This is a genomic window from Vibrio sp. Vf1514 (assembly GCF_052076135.1).
GTDB lineage: Bacteria > Pseudomonadota > Gammaproteobacteria > Enterobacterales > Vibrionaceae > Vibrio > Vibrio furnissii.
Map to the genome: position 1 here is coordinate 2,696,531 of NZ_CP197267.1, position 15,794 is coordinate 2,712,324.

Genomic DNA, 15,794 nt, shown 5'->3' on the forward strand with positions numbered 1-15,794 from the left:
AAACTTATTTATTTCGAGCTTCGTATGAAAAACGATGATATCAAAGATGAAACCCGGCCAATGAGCTTATTGTCGCTGATCCTGTCATTCATGGCGCTATTTGTGATCTCAGGCTTGTTGTTTGTGCCGGTTGAACATGAAACGCGACAGGTTCTTATCGGCCTTGATTTTGTCATCTGTAGCATTTTTATCCTGCAACTCAGCATAGATTTGATCCGCGCCACAGATCGCGTGAAATTTCTGAAACGCCATTGGATCGACATTTTGGCCAGCATTCCGGCGATCGAGCCGTTGCGTTTTGCCCGCATCTTTCACATTCTGCGCGTGATCTTGGTGATCCGATCCGGGCGCATGGTGCTGCGCCAATTGTTGGCCAACCGCCGAGAAACCACTTTGGCGACCATTCTACTGCTGTTGGTGGTGTTGCTGACGCTGGGATCGAGCATGATGCTGTTCTTTGAAACCCAAGATCCCAACGCCAACATCACTGATGGAGGGGAAGCCTTGTGGTGGGCGCTGGTGACGATCTCGACCGTGGGGTATGGCGATCATTATCCGGTGACCTTGGCCGGAAAAATTGTCGCGTCGGTGATGATCGTGTGCGGTGTGGGGATGTTCGGTATGATTTCCGGTTTGATCGCCTCGTTCCTCTCTTCACCGGATCACAGCCAAACGGCGCGCTCGGAAAATCAGGAACGCTTGATCAAGCAAATGGTGACCCAGCAACACGAGATCATTTTGCGATTGAAAGAGTTGGAAGAACGCGTCGATCGGGACCGTCAAGCGCGGGTAAACAAAAGGGATGCCTAAGCATCCCTTTCAATCGAGTGTGAGTGATTATTCACGCCAGTAAGGCGAGGTTTCCAGACTGATAATCCGCGTCTGTTCCATCGCGTGCAGGATGGAGTTCTCCTGACGGATCAACCAACGTTTGAGCTGCTCTTGCTCGTCGCCTTCCAAACGCTCCACCATGGCTTCCACGGGTTTGAGCGTCAGTAAGTCATCAATGCCGTGCAGCAAGTCCGCTAATGGCAGACGAAACGCTTGGCGCTCTTCTGGGTCGAACAGGCTGGCAAAGCTGATGCCGGTATATAGGCTGCGCATCAAACGATACTGCTGGTCGATGTATTCCTGACAAGTCAACTGGCGATCCGGCGGGAAGACCTCTTGCAACTCGGCCCACGCGCGGCTCAGTTGTTTCACCGCAAAATGATGAATGTTGAGCGCCATTTTCTCGCGCGCTTTGTCATCCAAGAACGGCTGCCAGCCACGCGTTAAAATCCAGCGACTGAGATCCAGCAGTAATCCGGTATAGCGAGCCGAGTTGAGCAGTTTCAGCATCTCTTCACGCTGCGGCAAAGCATCTTGCAGTTGCTTCAGTTCGCTGATCAGGAATTTACGTGCATCCAGTTTACGCAGCGCGTACCCTTTGTCTTCAAGCAATTCATTCAGGTAATCGTATTGCTTAAGCCACGTCAGTTCGCCTTCAAGCCATTTCAGCTCTTGGCGTAGAATGGCACTGGCGCGACGCGGCACCACGCCGCCGTACACGGCCAACACCTGACGAATAAAACTGATGGCATGACTGATTTCATGCAAAGCTGGAATCGAATCACGTTCGGTGTAAATTTGCTCATGGTGATGCCAATGCGACAGTGCATGCTCCAGCGAGTTAATAAAGCACGATTCCACCGTATCTTGGCTCTGCGTATTCACCAGGGCCAACGGTGCCACTTCATCCCCTTGATAGTCCGCCGCCAAGCGATACCCGCGCGCCGCTTTACTCATGTTGCCTAAACGCATGCCGCCCTGTTCACACAATTGGCGCGCGAGCGTAAATAGCGCATCGGTCTGACCGGATTTCAGCTCCAGTTCCACTTCACAAATCGGCGCTTCTCGGTCACCAGCGACCACCACACCTTGGTCGAAAGCCACTTCGATTTGGCTACCATCCGGCATGCCAATCAACCATTGCTCACGGTTAAAGTTCGTCGAGAATAGTGCAACCAATTCCGATTGCAGGGTCGCCACATCACGCTCCGCCGGCCAAATGTCTGCAGGGTGCAGCGACAAATCCGGTTCATTACAATGATGTTCTGCGTTGTACTCCGGTCTTTGGTGCAAGCCTGCGACCACGCGCCCCGCCGTTTTCACGGTTTGAACAAACACGTCATCAAAACGGCGGATACGAAGTCCGATGTCATGTTGGCGTAACCAGTTGTCGGGAGAATCAAAGTAGGTATTTCCTAACTCACGACAACTATGCTGAAGTACTTTGGTTTCAGAAATTTTTTTCAGTAAAACTTCTGAAAATTCAGGAGAAACAAAAAACTTCAGTTCTATCTCGGTTTCCATAGCCATACCTTTCGAAGCAGATAGCGACAGGATATTGCCTAATAGACACCGGGGCAAGAAAGAAATATCGGCAGTTTGATGATCTAAAACAGTTTAAATGCGCCATTGAATGGGTTAACATGCGCGCCTTTATAGCCAACGCTCAACATTTCACCATAGAATGGTTTATGTTCTTTTTAGGTTATAGCAATTAGGTTGAATGACCATGCCAGTAAATACAATCATGGGGTTATTTGCAAAGTCCCCTATTAAGCCTTTGCAACGACACGTTGTGTGTGTCAATGAATGTTGCTCTCACCTCATCAACTTCTTTGAAGTTTGTGCCAAAGGTGATTGGGAAAAAGCAGCAGAAATTCGCGCACAAATTTCTCATCTTGAGAAAGAAGCTGATGTGTTAAAGCGTGAAATTCGTCTAAAACTTCCTCGCGGTTTGTTTTTGCCAGTTGATCGTACCGACATGCTCGAACTTCTGACTCAACAAGATAAACTTGCCAACCTTGCGAAAGACATCGCTGGCCGTGTTTACGGTCGTCAACTCGTTATTCCTGAGCCTCTTCAAGAAAACTTCCTTGCTTATATTAAACGTTGTCTCGATGCAGCAAACCAAGCACAGAAAGTCATCAATGAGCTCGATGAGTTATTGGAAACTGGATTTAAAGGCCGTGAAGTAACACTTGTGGCTGAGATGATCCATCAACTGGATGTGATTGAAGATGACACCGATGCCATGCAGATTCGCCTGCGCCAACAACTGATGGCGATTGAATCTACCATGAACCCAATCGATGTGATGTTCTTATACAAAATTTTTGAGTGGGTAGGTGGTATTGCCGACCAGGCACAGCGCGTTGGTGCTCGTCTGGAAGTCATGCTGTCTCGTTCTTAAATCATTAAAGTTAACCAAATAACTAAGAGCACTATTTTTCGAAAAGACCACGGATTAGGCGTTGAATATTTTCCTCGCTGATGGGCTTTTCTCGTGTCAAAAAAAGCACGATTCGAATACGCTCCGCTTGTTATAAACAACTAGGTATTACGATGGATATCCTTACGAACTACGGTACTATCCTGATTATTGTTGCTGCGATCTTCGGTTTTCTCATGGCAATTGGTATTGGCGCGAACGACGTGGCCAATGCAATGGGCACCTCCGTTGGTTCTAAAGCACTGACCGTGAAACAAGCGATCATCATCGCGATGATCTTTGAATTTGCGGGCGCCTATCTGGCGGGCGGCGAAGTTACCGAAACCATCCGTAACGGTGTTATCGAAACATCTCTTTTTGCGAGCCAACCCGACGTTCTAGTCTACGGCATGATGTCAGCACTGCTGGCTGCAGGTACTTGGCTTCTTCTCGCATCTTACATGGGCTGGCCCGTGTCAACCACGCACTCCATCATTGGTGCCATCATCGGTTTTGCTTGTGTTTCTGTGGGTACAGAAGCGGTGGACTGGGGTTCAGTTCAAGGCATCGTGGGCAGTTGGATTGTGACACCGGTAATCTCTGGTATCTTTGCTTACATCATCTTCGTCAGCGCACAACGCCTGATTTTTGATACCGAAGACCCGCTATTCAACGCGAAACGCTTCGTCCCTGTGTACATGTTCATCACCACCATGGTGATTGCACTGGTAACCATCAAGAAAGGTCTTAAACACGTGGGTCTGCACCTCTCTAGCTCTGAAGCTTGGGTGTGCGCTGCGATCATTTCTACCATCGTGATGGTGGGTGGCTACCTGTACATTCAGAAAAAATTCGCGAACCGCGATGAAGACCGCAGCTACAGTGGCGTCGAAAGCATCTTTAGTATTCTGATGGTGATCACCGCGTGTGCAATGGCATTTGCGCATGGTTCAAACGACGTTGCCAACGCGATTGGTCCCCTATCTGCGGTTGTATCGACTGTAAGCCATCTGGGTGAAGTGACTGCGAAAAGTTCTATCGCATGGTGGATTCTACCAATGGGTGGTCTGGGCATCGTGGTGGGTCTCGCTACACTGGGTCACAAAGTGATGGCAACCATCGGTACCGGTATCACCGAGCTGACACCAAGCCGTGGCTTTGCCGCTCAGCTGGCGACTGCTTCAACCGTTGTACTCGCTTCAGGAACTGGCCTGCCTATCTCAACCACACAAACACTGGTTGGTGCGGTTCTGGGTGTCGGTTTTGCACGTGGTATCGCGGCATTGAACCTGGGCGTCGTGCGTAATATCGTGGCGTCATGGATTGTGACACTGCCTGCTGGTGCATTGCTGGCTGTGGTCTTCTTCTACGCAATTCAGGCTGTTTTCGCATAAACCGCCACGTCAGTCGTATGTAAGCGCTTTGTCATTATTGACTCAAACGCACAGAAAGGGAGGCTTTGCCTCCCTTCTTTGTTGCACCGCATGTGGAAAGTTCTTACTATTTGGCAATCAAACACAATGGCTTTTCATGCCAAACTCGTCATAACAAGGGATTTACCGTGAAAAAACTGATCTGCATGGTGCTATTCTCCATGTTGGCTGCACCAACGTTTGCACAAGACCGCTATATTGCGGACAAATTGTTTACTTACATGCACTCAGGCCCGAGTAACCAATATCGCATTATTGGCAGTATTGATGCGGGTGAGAAAGTGAAACTCATCAACACAAACAAAGAGACAGATTACACTCAGATCGTCGACGAACGTGGCCGCACCGGTTGGGTAGAGAGCCGTTTCGTAACACGCGATGTGAGCATGGCGGTGCGCCTGCCGCAACTGGAAAAAGAACTGACTGACGTGAAGAGCAAGCTGGCGAATGCTCGTCAAAATGCCGATAGCGAAAAGGCCGGTCTGGTTGACTCTCTGGAAGTGCGTAACAAACAGATTGCTGAGCTAGAAAAGAACTACAGCGACATCAGCAAACAGCTGACCGCCTCACAAAGCGAAGTGCGTGAGCTGCGCGCCAAGCTAGACACGCAAAAAGAAGACCTGCTGCTGAAATACTTCATGTACGGTGGTGGTGTTGCAGGGGGCGGCCTGCTATTTGGCTTGGTTCTGCCACACATTATCCCTCGTCGTAAACGCAACCCGGCGGGTTGGGCATAAGCCTGATGTAAAAAACGGTCACTTCGCAGTGACCGTTTTTTTATCCGCGCCAATCGTAAAGCGCTGGAATTTCTATCTGCTGATTTCTAAACCGCACAATGGTGCTTTGCGGTTTGATTGCCACTAACTGCACCTCATCCCCCATCTTATCTCCTTCGTGATACTCGACGCCGTTGACTTTGATCCACCGCTTCACCGCATTGCTGGCGTACACGTGAGTTTGAAAGTTCATCGCTGGTAATCTCCCCGTCAACTCATCGCTGTGTTGCACCAAGGGAAGCGCTTGCGCTGTCGATACCTCTGGTGCGCTGTGGTCTGCTTCATGATTGGCTTTAAGAATCGATTCCACTCTGGCGGCCATTTCAGGCGACAGCTGACTGAGATCCAATTCACTCAGCGCCATCTGGCTCTGCTGCTCGACCTGTGCGTTCGAACTCGGCGCCGACTTGGCTGTCACGACTGTCGCCGTGGATTGAATCGGCTGACGCTCTTGGGCTGCAGTGTTGGTATTTCCTTCGGCGCGTTCAGGTTGCGCCTTGTTCGATTCAGTCTGATTTAGCGCAACATTCGCCACGTCATCAAACTCGGATGCCTCACCAAACTTGGATTCCTCATCAAATCTGGGCACCTCAACATGGGTGCGAATGAGCGGGCCAAAGTCGGGATACGCCAATTGCTGATATGGCGCCGCCACATCAATCACCGCTGGCGGGGTGGCGGCCTGCTGCGCAATCGCAAGTTGCTGGCGTTCAATTCCTTGGTAACCGAGCACAGCAACCGTGGCCAAGCCTGGCAGTGTAAGCCACAAGGCGTGATACCAACGAAATCCTCGCAGTGGTGCGCTCGCTTGCTCCATCGGCGCCATACCCATGGCATATCCGGTGTATTGTTGATGGCTGAGCTCAGAGCGCTGCAGCGCTTTCATCACCTGAGACATTACTGCACCTCCATCAGGCGTGGGCCGTGTTGCTGCGTGAGCAAATCCAACTGACGCAACGTCTGGCGTCCGGCAATCCCATCGACTTGCATATGCTGCCAACGCTGAAAAATTTCCACTTTGCGTTTCACCTCTTGGTCATACTCGGTGACGTGGCGCTCAGGTTCGCCCAGTAAACGAGACAACTTAGCGTCTAGCAGCGTGATGACCTCGCCGCGCATGCCCGAGCGCAATGTCTGATAGAACGACGGTTGCCAGACCACGCGATACTCGCCCTGCCATAACGGCTCGATCCACTCGCGGCCAATACGCACGCGCTGCCCTTGGATCAACAGTTCAACGTCTTCGCCCTGCATGCGGTAAAGCACGGTGTAGGTGCGCAGCCCCTGCCAGTTGAGCGTCAATACCACGGGCAGATTCAATGCCGCTAAGCGTTGCCAATCCCCCATGTTCTGCTCGCACTCTAATGACGATGACGCCGAACGCTGGCAAAAACTTTCGATCACGGACGCGTCATATCCCCAAACAGCGTACAAGGCTCTCATCGCCTGCTCACGGTCGGTGGCACCTTTCAACGCATCTTCGACCGTTTTGGGGAAAACCGTCTGCTCAGACGCTTGTACGGGCGCTGGCAATGGCCACTGCTGTTGAATCATCTGGTTAAGGTATGGCGGCATCCCATAAGCGATTGCTGCCGCAAAACCAATCCCAAGGAGCGCAGACATCACGCCGACAAGCGGAAAACGTCGCGCCCTTGCCTGCCCCTGATGCTGATACACCGTCGACTGGAAACTCATGATTTGCGTACACGCTTGCTGTACCCGCTCCAAACTGAGAGTGCGTTCTCCGGCCTGATACGCGCTTTTCAATGCGGCATCGCACACCAGATTGATCAAACGCGGAATCCCATAAGTTTGCTGCGCAATCCATTTGGCGCTGCGCGCAGAGAACAAATGGCCGTCCCCACCAGCCTGTTGTAGGCGAAAACGAATGTAGTGTGCGGTTTCACTGATATCGAGCGGCAGCAAATGGTAACGCCCGGTGATGCGCTGCGCCAACTGACGCAACTGGGGCAATTGCAATTTGTATTGCAGTTCAGGCTGGCCAATCAAAAGTACTTTCAACAGCTTGCGGCTTTCAGTTTCTAAATTGGTGAGCAAGCGCAGTTGCTCCAGCACATCGGGCGCCAGGTGCTGCGCTTCATCAATCACCAGCAACACTTGAATGCCGTTGGCGTATTCATTGAGCAGAAACTGATACAGCACTTGGCTGAGTTGTTTGAGCGTCGCCTGCGCTGGGTATTTGATCGCAAACTCATCGCAAATCGCTTCGAGCAGCTCGCGCTCAGAAAAAGTGGGATTGAGAATAAACCCTGCGCGAGTCTGGGCGGGCAAGCCCGCTAAGATGGCTTTGGCGACCGTGGTTTTGCCTGTGCCCACTTCACCGGTCAACATGGCAAAGCCACCACCATCGCCCAGTCCGGCTTGAAGGTGAGCCATCGCTTCTTTATGTCGTTGACTTAAATATAAATACCGAGAATTGGGCACAATCGAGAACGGATGTTCTATCAGGCCGAAAAATTCTGGATACATGCGCTCGTCTCTTTGAATGTCATTAGGCGCAAAGTATCATTGTGACTATGATTATCCAACGCCATAAACGTAATTATTGAGGTTCCGTGGTGCAAATTTATCTCGTGGGCGGCGCAGTTCGCGACCAATTGCTTCAGCTTCCAGTATATGACAAAGATTGGGTCGTGGTGGGCAGTAGCCCAGACGCCATGCTACAAGCTGGCTTTCAGGCCGTCGGCAAAGACTTTCCGGTGTTTCTGCATCCGAAAACCCGTGAAGAGCACGCCCTAGCGCGCACGGAACGTAAAACGGGAGCGGGTTATACCGGTTTCGCCTGCCATTTTGCGCCCGATGTGACGTTAGAAGCCGATCTACAGCGCCGCGATCTTACCATCAACGCCATGGCGCAAGATCAAGACGGCACGCTGATCGACCCCTATGGTGGCCAGCGCGATCTGCATGATCGCGTGCTGCGTCATGTCTCGGAAGCGTTTGTCGAAGATCCATTGCGAGTGCTGCGGGTGGCCCGTTTTGCCGCCAAACTCGCGCACCTGGGGTTTTCCGTTGCCGATGAAACCCTGGCCTTAATGCAGCGCATCAGCGCTTCGGGTGAACTAGCGCACCTAACACCCGAGCGCGTCTGGCAGGAGTGGCACAAATCGCTGTCGACGCAAAGCCCGCATATTTTTCTGCAAGTCCTGCGTGACTGCGGTGCATTGCAGATCGTACTGCCAGAACTCGACCGTTTGTTTGGTGTGCCTCAGCCTGAAAAATGGCATCCGGAAATCGATACCGGCGTGCACACGCTGATGGTGGCCGAACAAGCAGCGCTGCTGTCGGAATCGCTCACGGTGCGCTTTGCCGCGCAGGTGCACGACCTCGGCAAAGGCGTGACGCCAGCCAGCGAATGGCCGAGCCACAAACTGCATTGTCATACCGGATTGAAGATCATCGAAGCGCTGTGTGCGCGCGTCAAAGTGCCCAATGAGTTTCGTGACTTAGCCTTGGCGGTGTGCGCGCAACATTCCAATGTTCATCGCGCAGCCGAACTTAAACCGGCAACCAAACTCAAAGTGCTCAATCAACTGGATGTCTGGCGTAAACCGCAGCGACTCGATGAAGTACTGCTGTGCTGCGAAGCGGACCATCGGGGACGTTTGGGGCTAGAACAGACCCCCTATCCACAACGGGATATCTTTCTGCGCGCGTATCGCGCCGCGCTCAACGTGGATGTGCAGCAGGTGATCGCCGCAGGCTTTGGTGGCAAACAGATTCGTGACGAGCTGGATAAGCGCCGAGTCCATGCCATTCAAAATGAAGGCTAAACGCAGAGGTTTGACGCCGAGCCCAAGCTCGAAACGACACCGCGCTAAACCCAGTGACTTAAACGCAAAAAGCCCCGCAATGCGGGGCTTTTTTAAGCGTCAACGCTAAGCTTTGAATTAAGCTTGGCCTTTCACTTCTTTCAGACCGTTGAAAGGTGCACGTTCGCCCAGTGCTTCTTCGATACGGATCAGTTGGTTGTACTTAGCAACGCGGTCAGAACGGCTCATAGAACCAGTTTTGATTTGGCCTGCTGCAGTACCTACCGCTAGGTCAGCGATAGTTGCATCTTCAGTTTCGCCTGAACGGTGAGAGATTACTGCAGTGTAACCTGCATCTTTAGCCATCTTGATTGCAGCTAGAGTCTCAGTCAGAGAACCGATTTGGTTGAATTTGATCAGGATAGAGTTAGCGATGCCTTTCTCGATACCTTCAGCAAGGATCTTAGTGTTAGTTACGAACAGGTCGTCACCAACAAGTTGGATCTTGTTGCCCAGCAGTTGAGTTTGGTGTGCGAAACCATCCCAGTCAGACTCGTCCAGACCGTCTTCGATAGAAACGATTGGGAACTTCTCAACTAGCTCTGCTAGGTAGTGGTTGAACTCTTCAGAAGTGAAGGTTTTGCCTTCGCCTTTCATGTTGTAGATGCCAGCGTCTTTGTCGAAGAACTCAGATGCTGCACAGTCCATCGCTAGAGTCACGTCTTTACCCAGAACGTAGCCAGCTGCTGCAACTGCTTCTGCGATAACTTCTAGTGCTTCTGCGTTAGATTTCAGGTTAGGAGCGAAACCACCTTCGTCACCAACTGCAGTGTTGTAACCTTTTGCTTTCAGAACTTTAGCTAGGTTGTGGAATACTTCAGAACCGATACGTACCGCTTCTTTCAGAGTTTTCGCGCCAACTGGTTGAATCATGAATTCTTGGATATCAACGTTGTTGTCTGCGTGCTCACCACCGTTGATGATGTTCATCATTGGTAGAGGCATAGAGAATTGACCTGCAGTGCCGTTCAGTTCAGCGATGTGCTCGTACAGAGGCATGCCTTTAGACGCTGCTGCTGCTTTCGCGTTTGCTAGAGATACAGCTAGGATTGCGTTTGCACCGAAGTTAGATTTGTTTTCAGTGCCATCTAGGTCGATCATGATTTGGTCAACAGTTGCTTGGTCTTTCGCATCTTTGCCCACTAGCGCTTCAGCGATAGGACCGTTTACTGCAGCGATCGCTTTCAGTACGCCTTTACCTAGGAAACGAGATTTGTCGCCATCACGCAGCTCAAGAGCTTCACGAGAACCAGTTGATGCACCTGATGGTGCAGCAGCCATACCTACGAAACCGCCTTCTAGGTGAACTTCAGCTTCAACAGTTGGGTTACCACGTGAGTCGATGATTTCACGACCTAGAACTTTAACGATCTTAGACATTAATGTTTCCTCTCATTGAATTTAAATGTCAAAACTAAACGGGTAGCCGCACAACGCAAGCCGCTACCCATATCCTTTTTTACTTCAATTCGCCGCGCTGGAACTGACCTGCAGCTTTCACAAAGCCTGCAAACAATGGGTGACCATCGCGAGGCGTTGATGTGAATTCTGGGTGGAATTGAGCCGCGACAAACCAAGGGTGAGCCGGGTTCTCAATCACTTCTACCAGTTTCTTATCAGCAGACAAACCAGACACTTTCAGACCTGCTTTTTCAATTTGTGGACGCAGGTTGTTGTTCACTTCGTAACGGTGACGGTGACGCTCGTGAATCGTAGCGCTGCCGTACAGTTCGTAAGCTTTTGAACCTTTCGCAAGGTGACACAGCTGTGAACCCAAACGCATGGTACCACCCAGATCTGACGCTTCAGTACGTTCTTCAACGTTACCTTGCTCGTCGACCCATTCGGTGATCAAGCCTACCACAGGGTATTTGGTGTCTTTGTTAAATTCTGTTGAATGTGCACCTTCCATACCCGCGACGTTGCGCGCGTATTCGATCAGTGCGACCTGCATACCTAAACAGATACCCAGGTAAGGAATGTTGTTTTCACGTGCGTATTGCGCTGCACGAATCTTCCCTTCGATACCACGATCGCCAAAGCCACCTGGTACTAAAATCGCATCAAGACCCTCAAGGATATCAGCACCTTTGGTCTCAACATCTTGAGAATCGATGTATTTAATGGTCACGCTCAGGCGGTTTTTCAGGCCTGCGTGTTTCAACGCTTCGTTCACCGATTTGTACGCATCCGGCAGTTCGATGTACTTACCGACCATACCAATCGTGACTTCACCGGTTGGGTTCGCTTCTTCGTAGATCACCTGTTCCCATTCAGACAGGTCCGCTTCTGGCGCGCTGATACCAAAACGAGTACACACCAGATCATCTAGACCTTGAGAACGGATCAGTTGAGGAATCTTGTAGATCGAATCCACGTCTTTCATGGAGATCACAGCTTTTTCAGCCACGTTACAGAACAGTGCGATTTTCTTACGTTCGTTGGCAGGGATCATGCGATCGCTACGGCAAACCAAGATATCAGGCTGAATACCGATAGACAGTAGTTCTTTCACCGAGTGCTGTGTTGGCTTCGTTTTCACTTCGCCTGCTGCAGCGAGGTAAGGAACCAGCGTCAGGTGCATGAACATCGCGTTTTCGCGGCCCACTTCGATCGCAAGCTGACGAATTGCTTCCATGAATGGCAGTGACTCGATGTCACCGACCGTACCGCCAACTTCAACGATGGCGATATCGTGGCCTTCAGAGCCAGCAATGACACGATCTTTGATCGCGTTTGTAATATGAGGGATAACCTGAATGGTTGCACCCAGGTAGTCGCCACGGCGTTCTTTACGTAGAACGTCAGCGTAAACACGACCTGCAGTGAAGTTGTTGCGCTTGGTCATTTTGGTACGAATGAAACGCTCGTAGTGACCAAGGTCTAGGTCAGTTTCCGCGCCATCTTCCGTAACGAACACTTCACCGTGTTGAGTTGGGCTCATTGTGCCTGGGTCAACGTTGATGTAAGGGTCAAGCTTCATCATGGTCACTTTAAGACCACGAGCTTCTAAAATCGCTGCAAGAGATGCTGCTGCAATACCTTTACCTAGAGAGGATACAACCCCGCCAGTAACAAAAATATAATTTGTCGTCATGTTTAACCTGAAATTGGTTGAATGAGGGAAATGGATTTCTTCTGGACGGGACGAAACTATACCAGAACCCATTTATCGCCACAACGTGAAATCTATCACACTCAGTTTTTTATTTTTTGCTTCAAATCAAAGTGAAGTTCAGGGATTTCCATTCGTTTTTATTTCACTTCCTGCGGAAGGACAACGCAACACCCTGCAAACGCCGCTACTGCGCCTTTTCTTGGCGTTTGACGGTCTCCCACATCGCATCGAGCTCTGGCAAAGAAAAGTGTTGCAGATGTTTACCTTGCGCATGAACCTGGGCTTCCACCCCTTGAAAACGACGCACAAACTTGTGATTGGCCTTCATCAGCGCCACTTCCGGATCCTTGCCCAAATGGCGCACTAAATTGACGGTCGCAAACAGCAGATCACCCAGCTCTTCTTCCACTTTCTGTTCATCCACATCGACCTGTAGCACTTCGGCCATCACTTCATCGATCTCTTCGTGAACTTTATCCACCACCGGCCCAAGCGTTTTCCAGTCAAAGCCGTATTTCGCGCACTTTTTCTGGATTTTATTGGCCTTGGATAACGCCGGTAATGAGTGTGGTATAGAGTCTAGAATACTTTGTTCGCTTTTGCCTGCCTTGGCTTTTTCTTTGGCTTTTTCCGCTTCCCAGTTGGCATTGAGCGCCGCTTCGTCGGCAAAGCTTGCGTCGCCAAACACGTGCGGATGACGGCGAGTGAGCTTCTCATTGACCGAATCCACCACATCACGAAACTCAAACAGTCCCTGCTCTTTGGCCAGTTGGCTGTAGAAAATCACCTGAAACAGCAAATCCCCCAACTCTTCCTGCAAATTCGGCCAATCTTGATTGTGAATGGCATCCACCACCTCAAACGTCTCTTCAATGGTGTGCGGCACAATGGTGTCGAAGGTTTGCTGTTGATCCCACGGACAGCCGGTTTGTGGATCGCGCAGGCTGGCCATGATGTGTTCAAGGTGTTCGATTGGATGAGGCATACGACAGATGTCCTTTTTCTAAAACCCGGTCTAAATATGAAAAAGGCGAGCAGATTATCCACTCGCCTTCAATTGATTGTGATTGGCTGCTTCGCTGATGGGCGCTTTAGGCCACCAGCACTTTAGCCAAGACGTTTCACCAGCATCACATCTTTGATCTGTTCGATGCGTTTCGAGACACGCTCAAACACTTCGACGCTGTTCACTTCCAGCTCAAAGTCCATGATGATGATTTGACGCTTGTAATCGCTGCGGCTCTTCATGGTGGTGACTTTCACTTTCTCGTTACTGAGCAAGGTGGTGATGTCTTTTAGCAGCCCCACCCGCTCCATCGCTTCGATGCGCAGCGTGATGTGGTAAGTGCCCACAAACCCTCGCCCCCATACGGTATCGATGATGCGTTCCGGCGCATGATGGCTCAGCTCTTCCAGCTGTTCACAGTCGCTGCGGTGCACGGAAATGCCACGCCCCTGTGTGATGTAGCCTTTGATTTCATCGCCCGGAATCGGCTGACAGCAGCGCGCTAAGTGGGTCATGAGGTTATCAACCCCTTCCACCACCACCGCGTCTTTGTGTGTGCGATGCGGCGCGCCAGCGGCTCTGTTTTCACCAACCTGAAGTTTTTCAAGCACCAGCTTGTCTTCTTCTTCGGCCGTTGGTTTGTTCACCAACGCATTGATGTGGTTGACGATTTGGTTGATACGCAGATCACCGCTACCCACACCGACATACAGTTCGTCGGCGGTGTTCACGTTAAATCGTTTCAGCGCGTAGGCTTCAGCGTCTTTGAGCGTGGCACCGATTTTCACCAGTTCCGCTTCCAGAATCTCACGACCCGCTTCGAGGTTTTTCTCGCGGCTCTGTTTGCGGAACCACGCGTTGATCTTGGCACGCGCACGGCCGGAATGCACAAAGCCCAGCGACGGGTTCAACCAGTCACGCGATGGGTTGGGTTCTTTGGCGGTGATAATTTCCACCTGATCGCCCATGCGCAGTTTGTGGGTGAATGGCACGATACGACCGCCCACTTTGGCCCCGATACAACGATGGCCCACTTCAGAGTGAATGTGGTAAGCGAAATCCAGTGGCGTCGCGCCCATCGGTAGATCGACCACATCACCGCGCGGCGTAAAGGCATACACGCGATCATCAAACACCTGACTGCGCAGTTCATCCAGCATTTCGCCAGAATCGGACATCTCTTCTTGCCAATCGAGCAGTTTACGCAACCACGTAATTTTCTCGTCGTAGCCACTACGGCCACTGCTGGCGCCTTCTTTGTATTTCCAGTGCGCCGCCACCCCCAGCTCCGACTCTTCGTGCATCTGCTTGGTGCGGATCTGAATCTCGATGGTCTTGCCTTCCGGCCCCAAAATCACCGTATGGATCGACTGATAGCCGTTGGGTTTCGGATTGGCCACGTAGTCGTCAAACTCACTTGGCAAGTGACGATATTTGGTGTGCACCACGCCCAGCGCCGCGTAACAATCTTGCAGTTTGTCGGCGATGATGCGTACCGCGCGCACGTCGAACAGTTCGTCAAACGCGAGGTTTTTCTTCTGCATCTTGCGCCAGATGCTGTAGATGTGTTTCGGACGGCCGCTCACTTCCGCGTTAATGCTGGAGACGCTCATCTCGTTACGCAGATCGTTGACGAAATCACGAATGTACTGCTCGCGCACAATGCGGCGCTCAGAGAGTTGCTTGGCGATTTGTTTGTAGGTATCCGGCTGCTGATAGCGGAAAGCGTAATCTTCGATTTCCCATTTGAGCTGACCAATGCCCAAGCGGTTTGCCAGCGGCGCGTAGATGTTGGCACACTCTTTCGCGGCCGCGCGGCGAACGTCATCTGGCTGATCTTTCACTTCACGCAGGTTACAGATGCGTTCAGCCAGCTTGATGACCACGCAGCGAAAATCATCCACCATCGCGAGCAACATGCGGCGCACGTTATCGACCTGCGCCGAGGCTTCGCTGCCTTGGACCGTGACATTCAACTGGCCGATGGCGGCCATCTCTTCCACGCCGTTGATCAGCTTAATGATCTCTTTGCCGTAATGTTCTTCCAGCTCTTCACGATCCAGTAAGCCGCTGGTCGCAATTGGAAACAGCACCGCCGCCACCAATGTGGGGCGATCCATCGAGAGCGTGATCAGAATTTCGATCATCTCGCGACCGCGCCACAACAAAAGTGGCCCCTGAGGGTTGCCTTCCAGCAGATGCTCGCACTGGCGATACACCTCGGTCAGCTTCGCGGAGGTTTTTGGCTCCTGGTGCAGACTAGAAATCCATTTTTCTAGCTCAAACTGTTCGTCTGGGTTTAAGTGTGCGCTACGTACCGCAACCATGGGATTATCCTAATTCTTATATTTTGTGGTATTCGACTCCCT

Annotated in this window: 12 protein-coding genes; 5 read left to right on the plus strand and 7 right to left on the minus strand. The window is 51.3% G+C overall.

Annotation, left to right across the window (positions count from 1 at the left end; translation table 11 throughout):
• Positions 1-24: 24 nt before the first annotated feature.
• Positions 25-810, plus strand: coding sequence for a potassium channel family protein (locus ACS18Q_RS12450; RefSeq protein ID WP_441257128.1), 786 nt, complete (start codon positions 25-27; stop codon positions 808-810).
• 27 nt (positions 811-837) lie between these two features.
• Here the strand turns inward: ACS18Q_RS12450 and ACS18Q_RS12455 are convergent, their stop codons facing one another.
• On the minus strand, positions 838-2,355 hold the full coding sequence (locus ACS18Q_RS12455) for a CYTH and CHAD domain-containing protein (RefSeq protein WP_055466510.1): 1,518 nt from the start codon (positions 2,353-2,355) through the stop codon (positions 838-840).
• A gap of 205 nt (positions 2,356-2,560) precedes the next feature.
• Here ACS18Q_RS12455 and ACS18Q_RS12460 point away from each other — a divergent pair, with 205 nt between their 5' ends.
• From ACS18Q_RS12460 to ACS18Q_RS12470, 3 genes are all read left to right on the plus strand, one after another.
• Positions 2,561-3,241 carry a TIGR00153 family protein gene (locus tag ACS18Q_RS12460; RefSeq protein WP_038152709.1) on the plus strand — a complete coding sequence of 227 codons (681 nt, stop codon included), beginning with the start codon at positions 2,561-2,563 and terminating at the stop codon, positions 3,239-3,241.
• A 152-nt stretch (positions 3,242-3,393) separates the two neighbouring features.
• Positions 3,394-4,653, plus strand: a complete 1,260-nt coding sequence (locus tag ACS18Q_RS12465; RefSeq protein ID WP_004729118.1) for an inorganic phosphate transporter — start codon at positions 3,394-3,396, stop codon at positions 4,651-4,653.
• A 167-nt stretch (positions 4,654-4,820) separates the two neighbouring features.
• The gene (locus ACS18Q_RS12470) at positions 4,821-5,429 is read left to right on the plus strand and encodes a TIGR04211 family SH3 domain-containing protein (protein ID WP_038152710.1); all 609 of its coding nucleotides are present in this window, start codon (positions 4,821-4,823) and stop codon (positions 5,427-5,429) included.
• Positions 5,430-5,469: 40 nt separating this feature from the next.
• On the opposite strand, the gene ACS18Q_RS12475 is transcribed toward ACS18Q_RS12470, so the two are convergent.
• Positions 5,470-6,366, minus strand: coding sequence for a general secretion pathway protein GspB (locus ACS18Q_RS12475; RefSeq protein WP_441257129.1), 897 nt, complete (start codon positions 6,364-6,366; stop codon positions 5,470-5,472).
• Positions 6,366-7,958: an AAA family ATPase gene (locus tag ACS18Q_RS12480; protein ID WP_441257130.1), complete on the minus strand. Its 1,593-nt coding sequence runs from the start codon at positions 7,956-7,958 to the stop codon at positions 6,366-6,368. Before ACS18Q_RS12480 ends, ACS18Q_RS12475 begins: the two co-directional genes overlap by 1 nt.
• An 89-nt stretch (positions 7,959-8,047) precedes the next feature.
• Between ACS18Q_RS12480 and ACS18Q_RS12485 the strand changes: the two genes are divergently transcribed.
• Positions 8,048-9,262, plus strand: a complete 1,215-nt coding sequence (locus tag ACS18Q_RS12485) for a multifunctional CCA addition/repair protein (protein ID WP_172561658.1) — start codon at positions 8,048-8,050, stop codon at positions 9,260-9,262.
• A gap of 117 nt (positions 9,263-9,379) precedes the next feature.
• Here the strand turns inward: ACS18Q_RS12485 and eno are convergent, their stop codons facing one another.
• The 4 genes from eno to relA form a co-directional block, all read right to left on the minus strand.
• Complete coding sequence (gene eno / locus ACS18Q_RS12490; RefSeq protein WP_004729126.1) at positions 9,380-10,681, minus strand: phosphopyruvate hydratase; 1,302 nt, start codon at positions 10,679-10,681, stop codon at positions 9,380-9,382.
• A 79-nt stretch (positions 10,682-10,760) separates the two neighbouring features.
• The gene (locus tag ACS18Q_RS12495; protein WP_055466507.1) at positions 10,761-12,398 is read right to left on the minus strand and encodes a CTP synthase; all 1,638 of its coding nucleotides are present in this window, start codon (positions 12,396-12,398) and stop codon (positions 10,761-10,763) included.
• Positions 12,399-12,603: 205 nt separating this feature from the next.
• Positions 12,604-13,404, minus strand: coding sequence for a nucleoside triphosphate pyrophosphohydrolase (gene mazG, locus ACS18Q_RS12500; RefSeq protein WP_004729131.1), 801 nt, complete (start codon positions 13,402-13,404; stop codon positions 12,604-12,606).
• Between the two features lie 122 nt (positions 13,405-13,526).
• Positions 13,527-15,752, minus strand: coding sequence for a GTP diphosphokinase (relA, locus tag ACS18Q_RS12505; RefSeq protein WP_014204441.1), 2,226 nt, complete (start codon positions 15,750-15,752; stop codon positions 13,527-13,529).
• Positions 15,753-15,794: the final 42 nt, after the last annotated feature.

Excerpts from the sequence above, each read along its gene's own strand:
- ACS18Q_RS12450 (WP_441257128.1), top strand. The coding sequence starts at position 25 with ATGAAAAACGATGATATCAAAGATGAAACCCGGCCAATGAGCTTATTG.
- ACS18Q_RS12455 (WP_055466510.1), bottom strand. The coding sequence starts at position 2,355 with ATGGAAACCGAGATAGAACTGAAGTTTTTTGTTTCTCCTGAATTTTCA.
- ACS18Q_RS12460 (WP_038152709.1), top strand. The coding sequence starts at position 2,561 with ATGCCAGTAAATACAATCATGGGGTTATTTGCAAAGTCCCCTATTAAG.
- ACS18Q_RS12465 (WP_004729118.1), top strand. The coding sequence starts at position 3,394 with ATGGATATCCTTACGAACTACGGTACTATCCTGATTATTGTTGCTGCG.
- ACS18Q_RS12475 (WP_441257129.1), bottom strand. The coding sequence starts at position 6,366 with ATGTCTCAGGTGATGAAAGCGCTGCAGCGCTCTGAGCTCAGCCATCAA.
- ACS18Q_RS12480 (WP_441257130.1), bottom strand. The coding sequence starts at position 7,958 with ATGTATCCAGAATTTTTCGGCCTGATAGAACATCCGTTCTCGATTGTG.
- eno (WP_004729126.1), bottom strand. The coding sequence starts at position 10,681 with ATGTCTAAGATCGTTAAAGTTCTAGGTCGTGAAATCATCGACTCACGT.
- ACS18Q_RS12495 (WP_055466507.1), bottom strand. The coding sequence starts at position 12,398 with ATGACGACAAATTATATTTTTGTTACTGGCGGGGTTGTATCCTCTCTA.
- mazG (WP_004729131.1), bottom strand. The coding sequence starts at position 13,404 with ATGCCTCATCCAATCGAACACCTTGAACACATCATGGCCAGCCTGCGC.
- relA (WP_014204441.1), bottom strand. The coding sequence starts at position 15,752 with ATGGTTGCGGTACGTAGCGCACACTTAAACCCAGACGAACAGTTTGAG.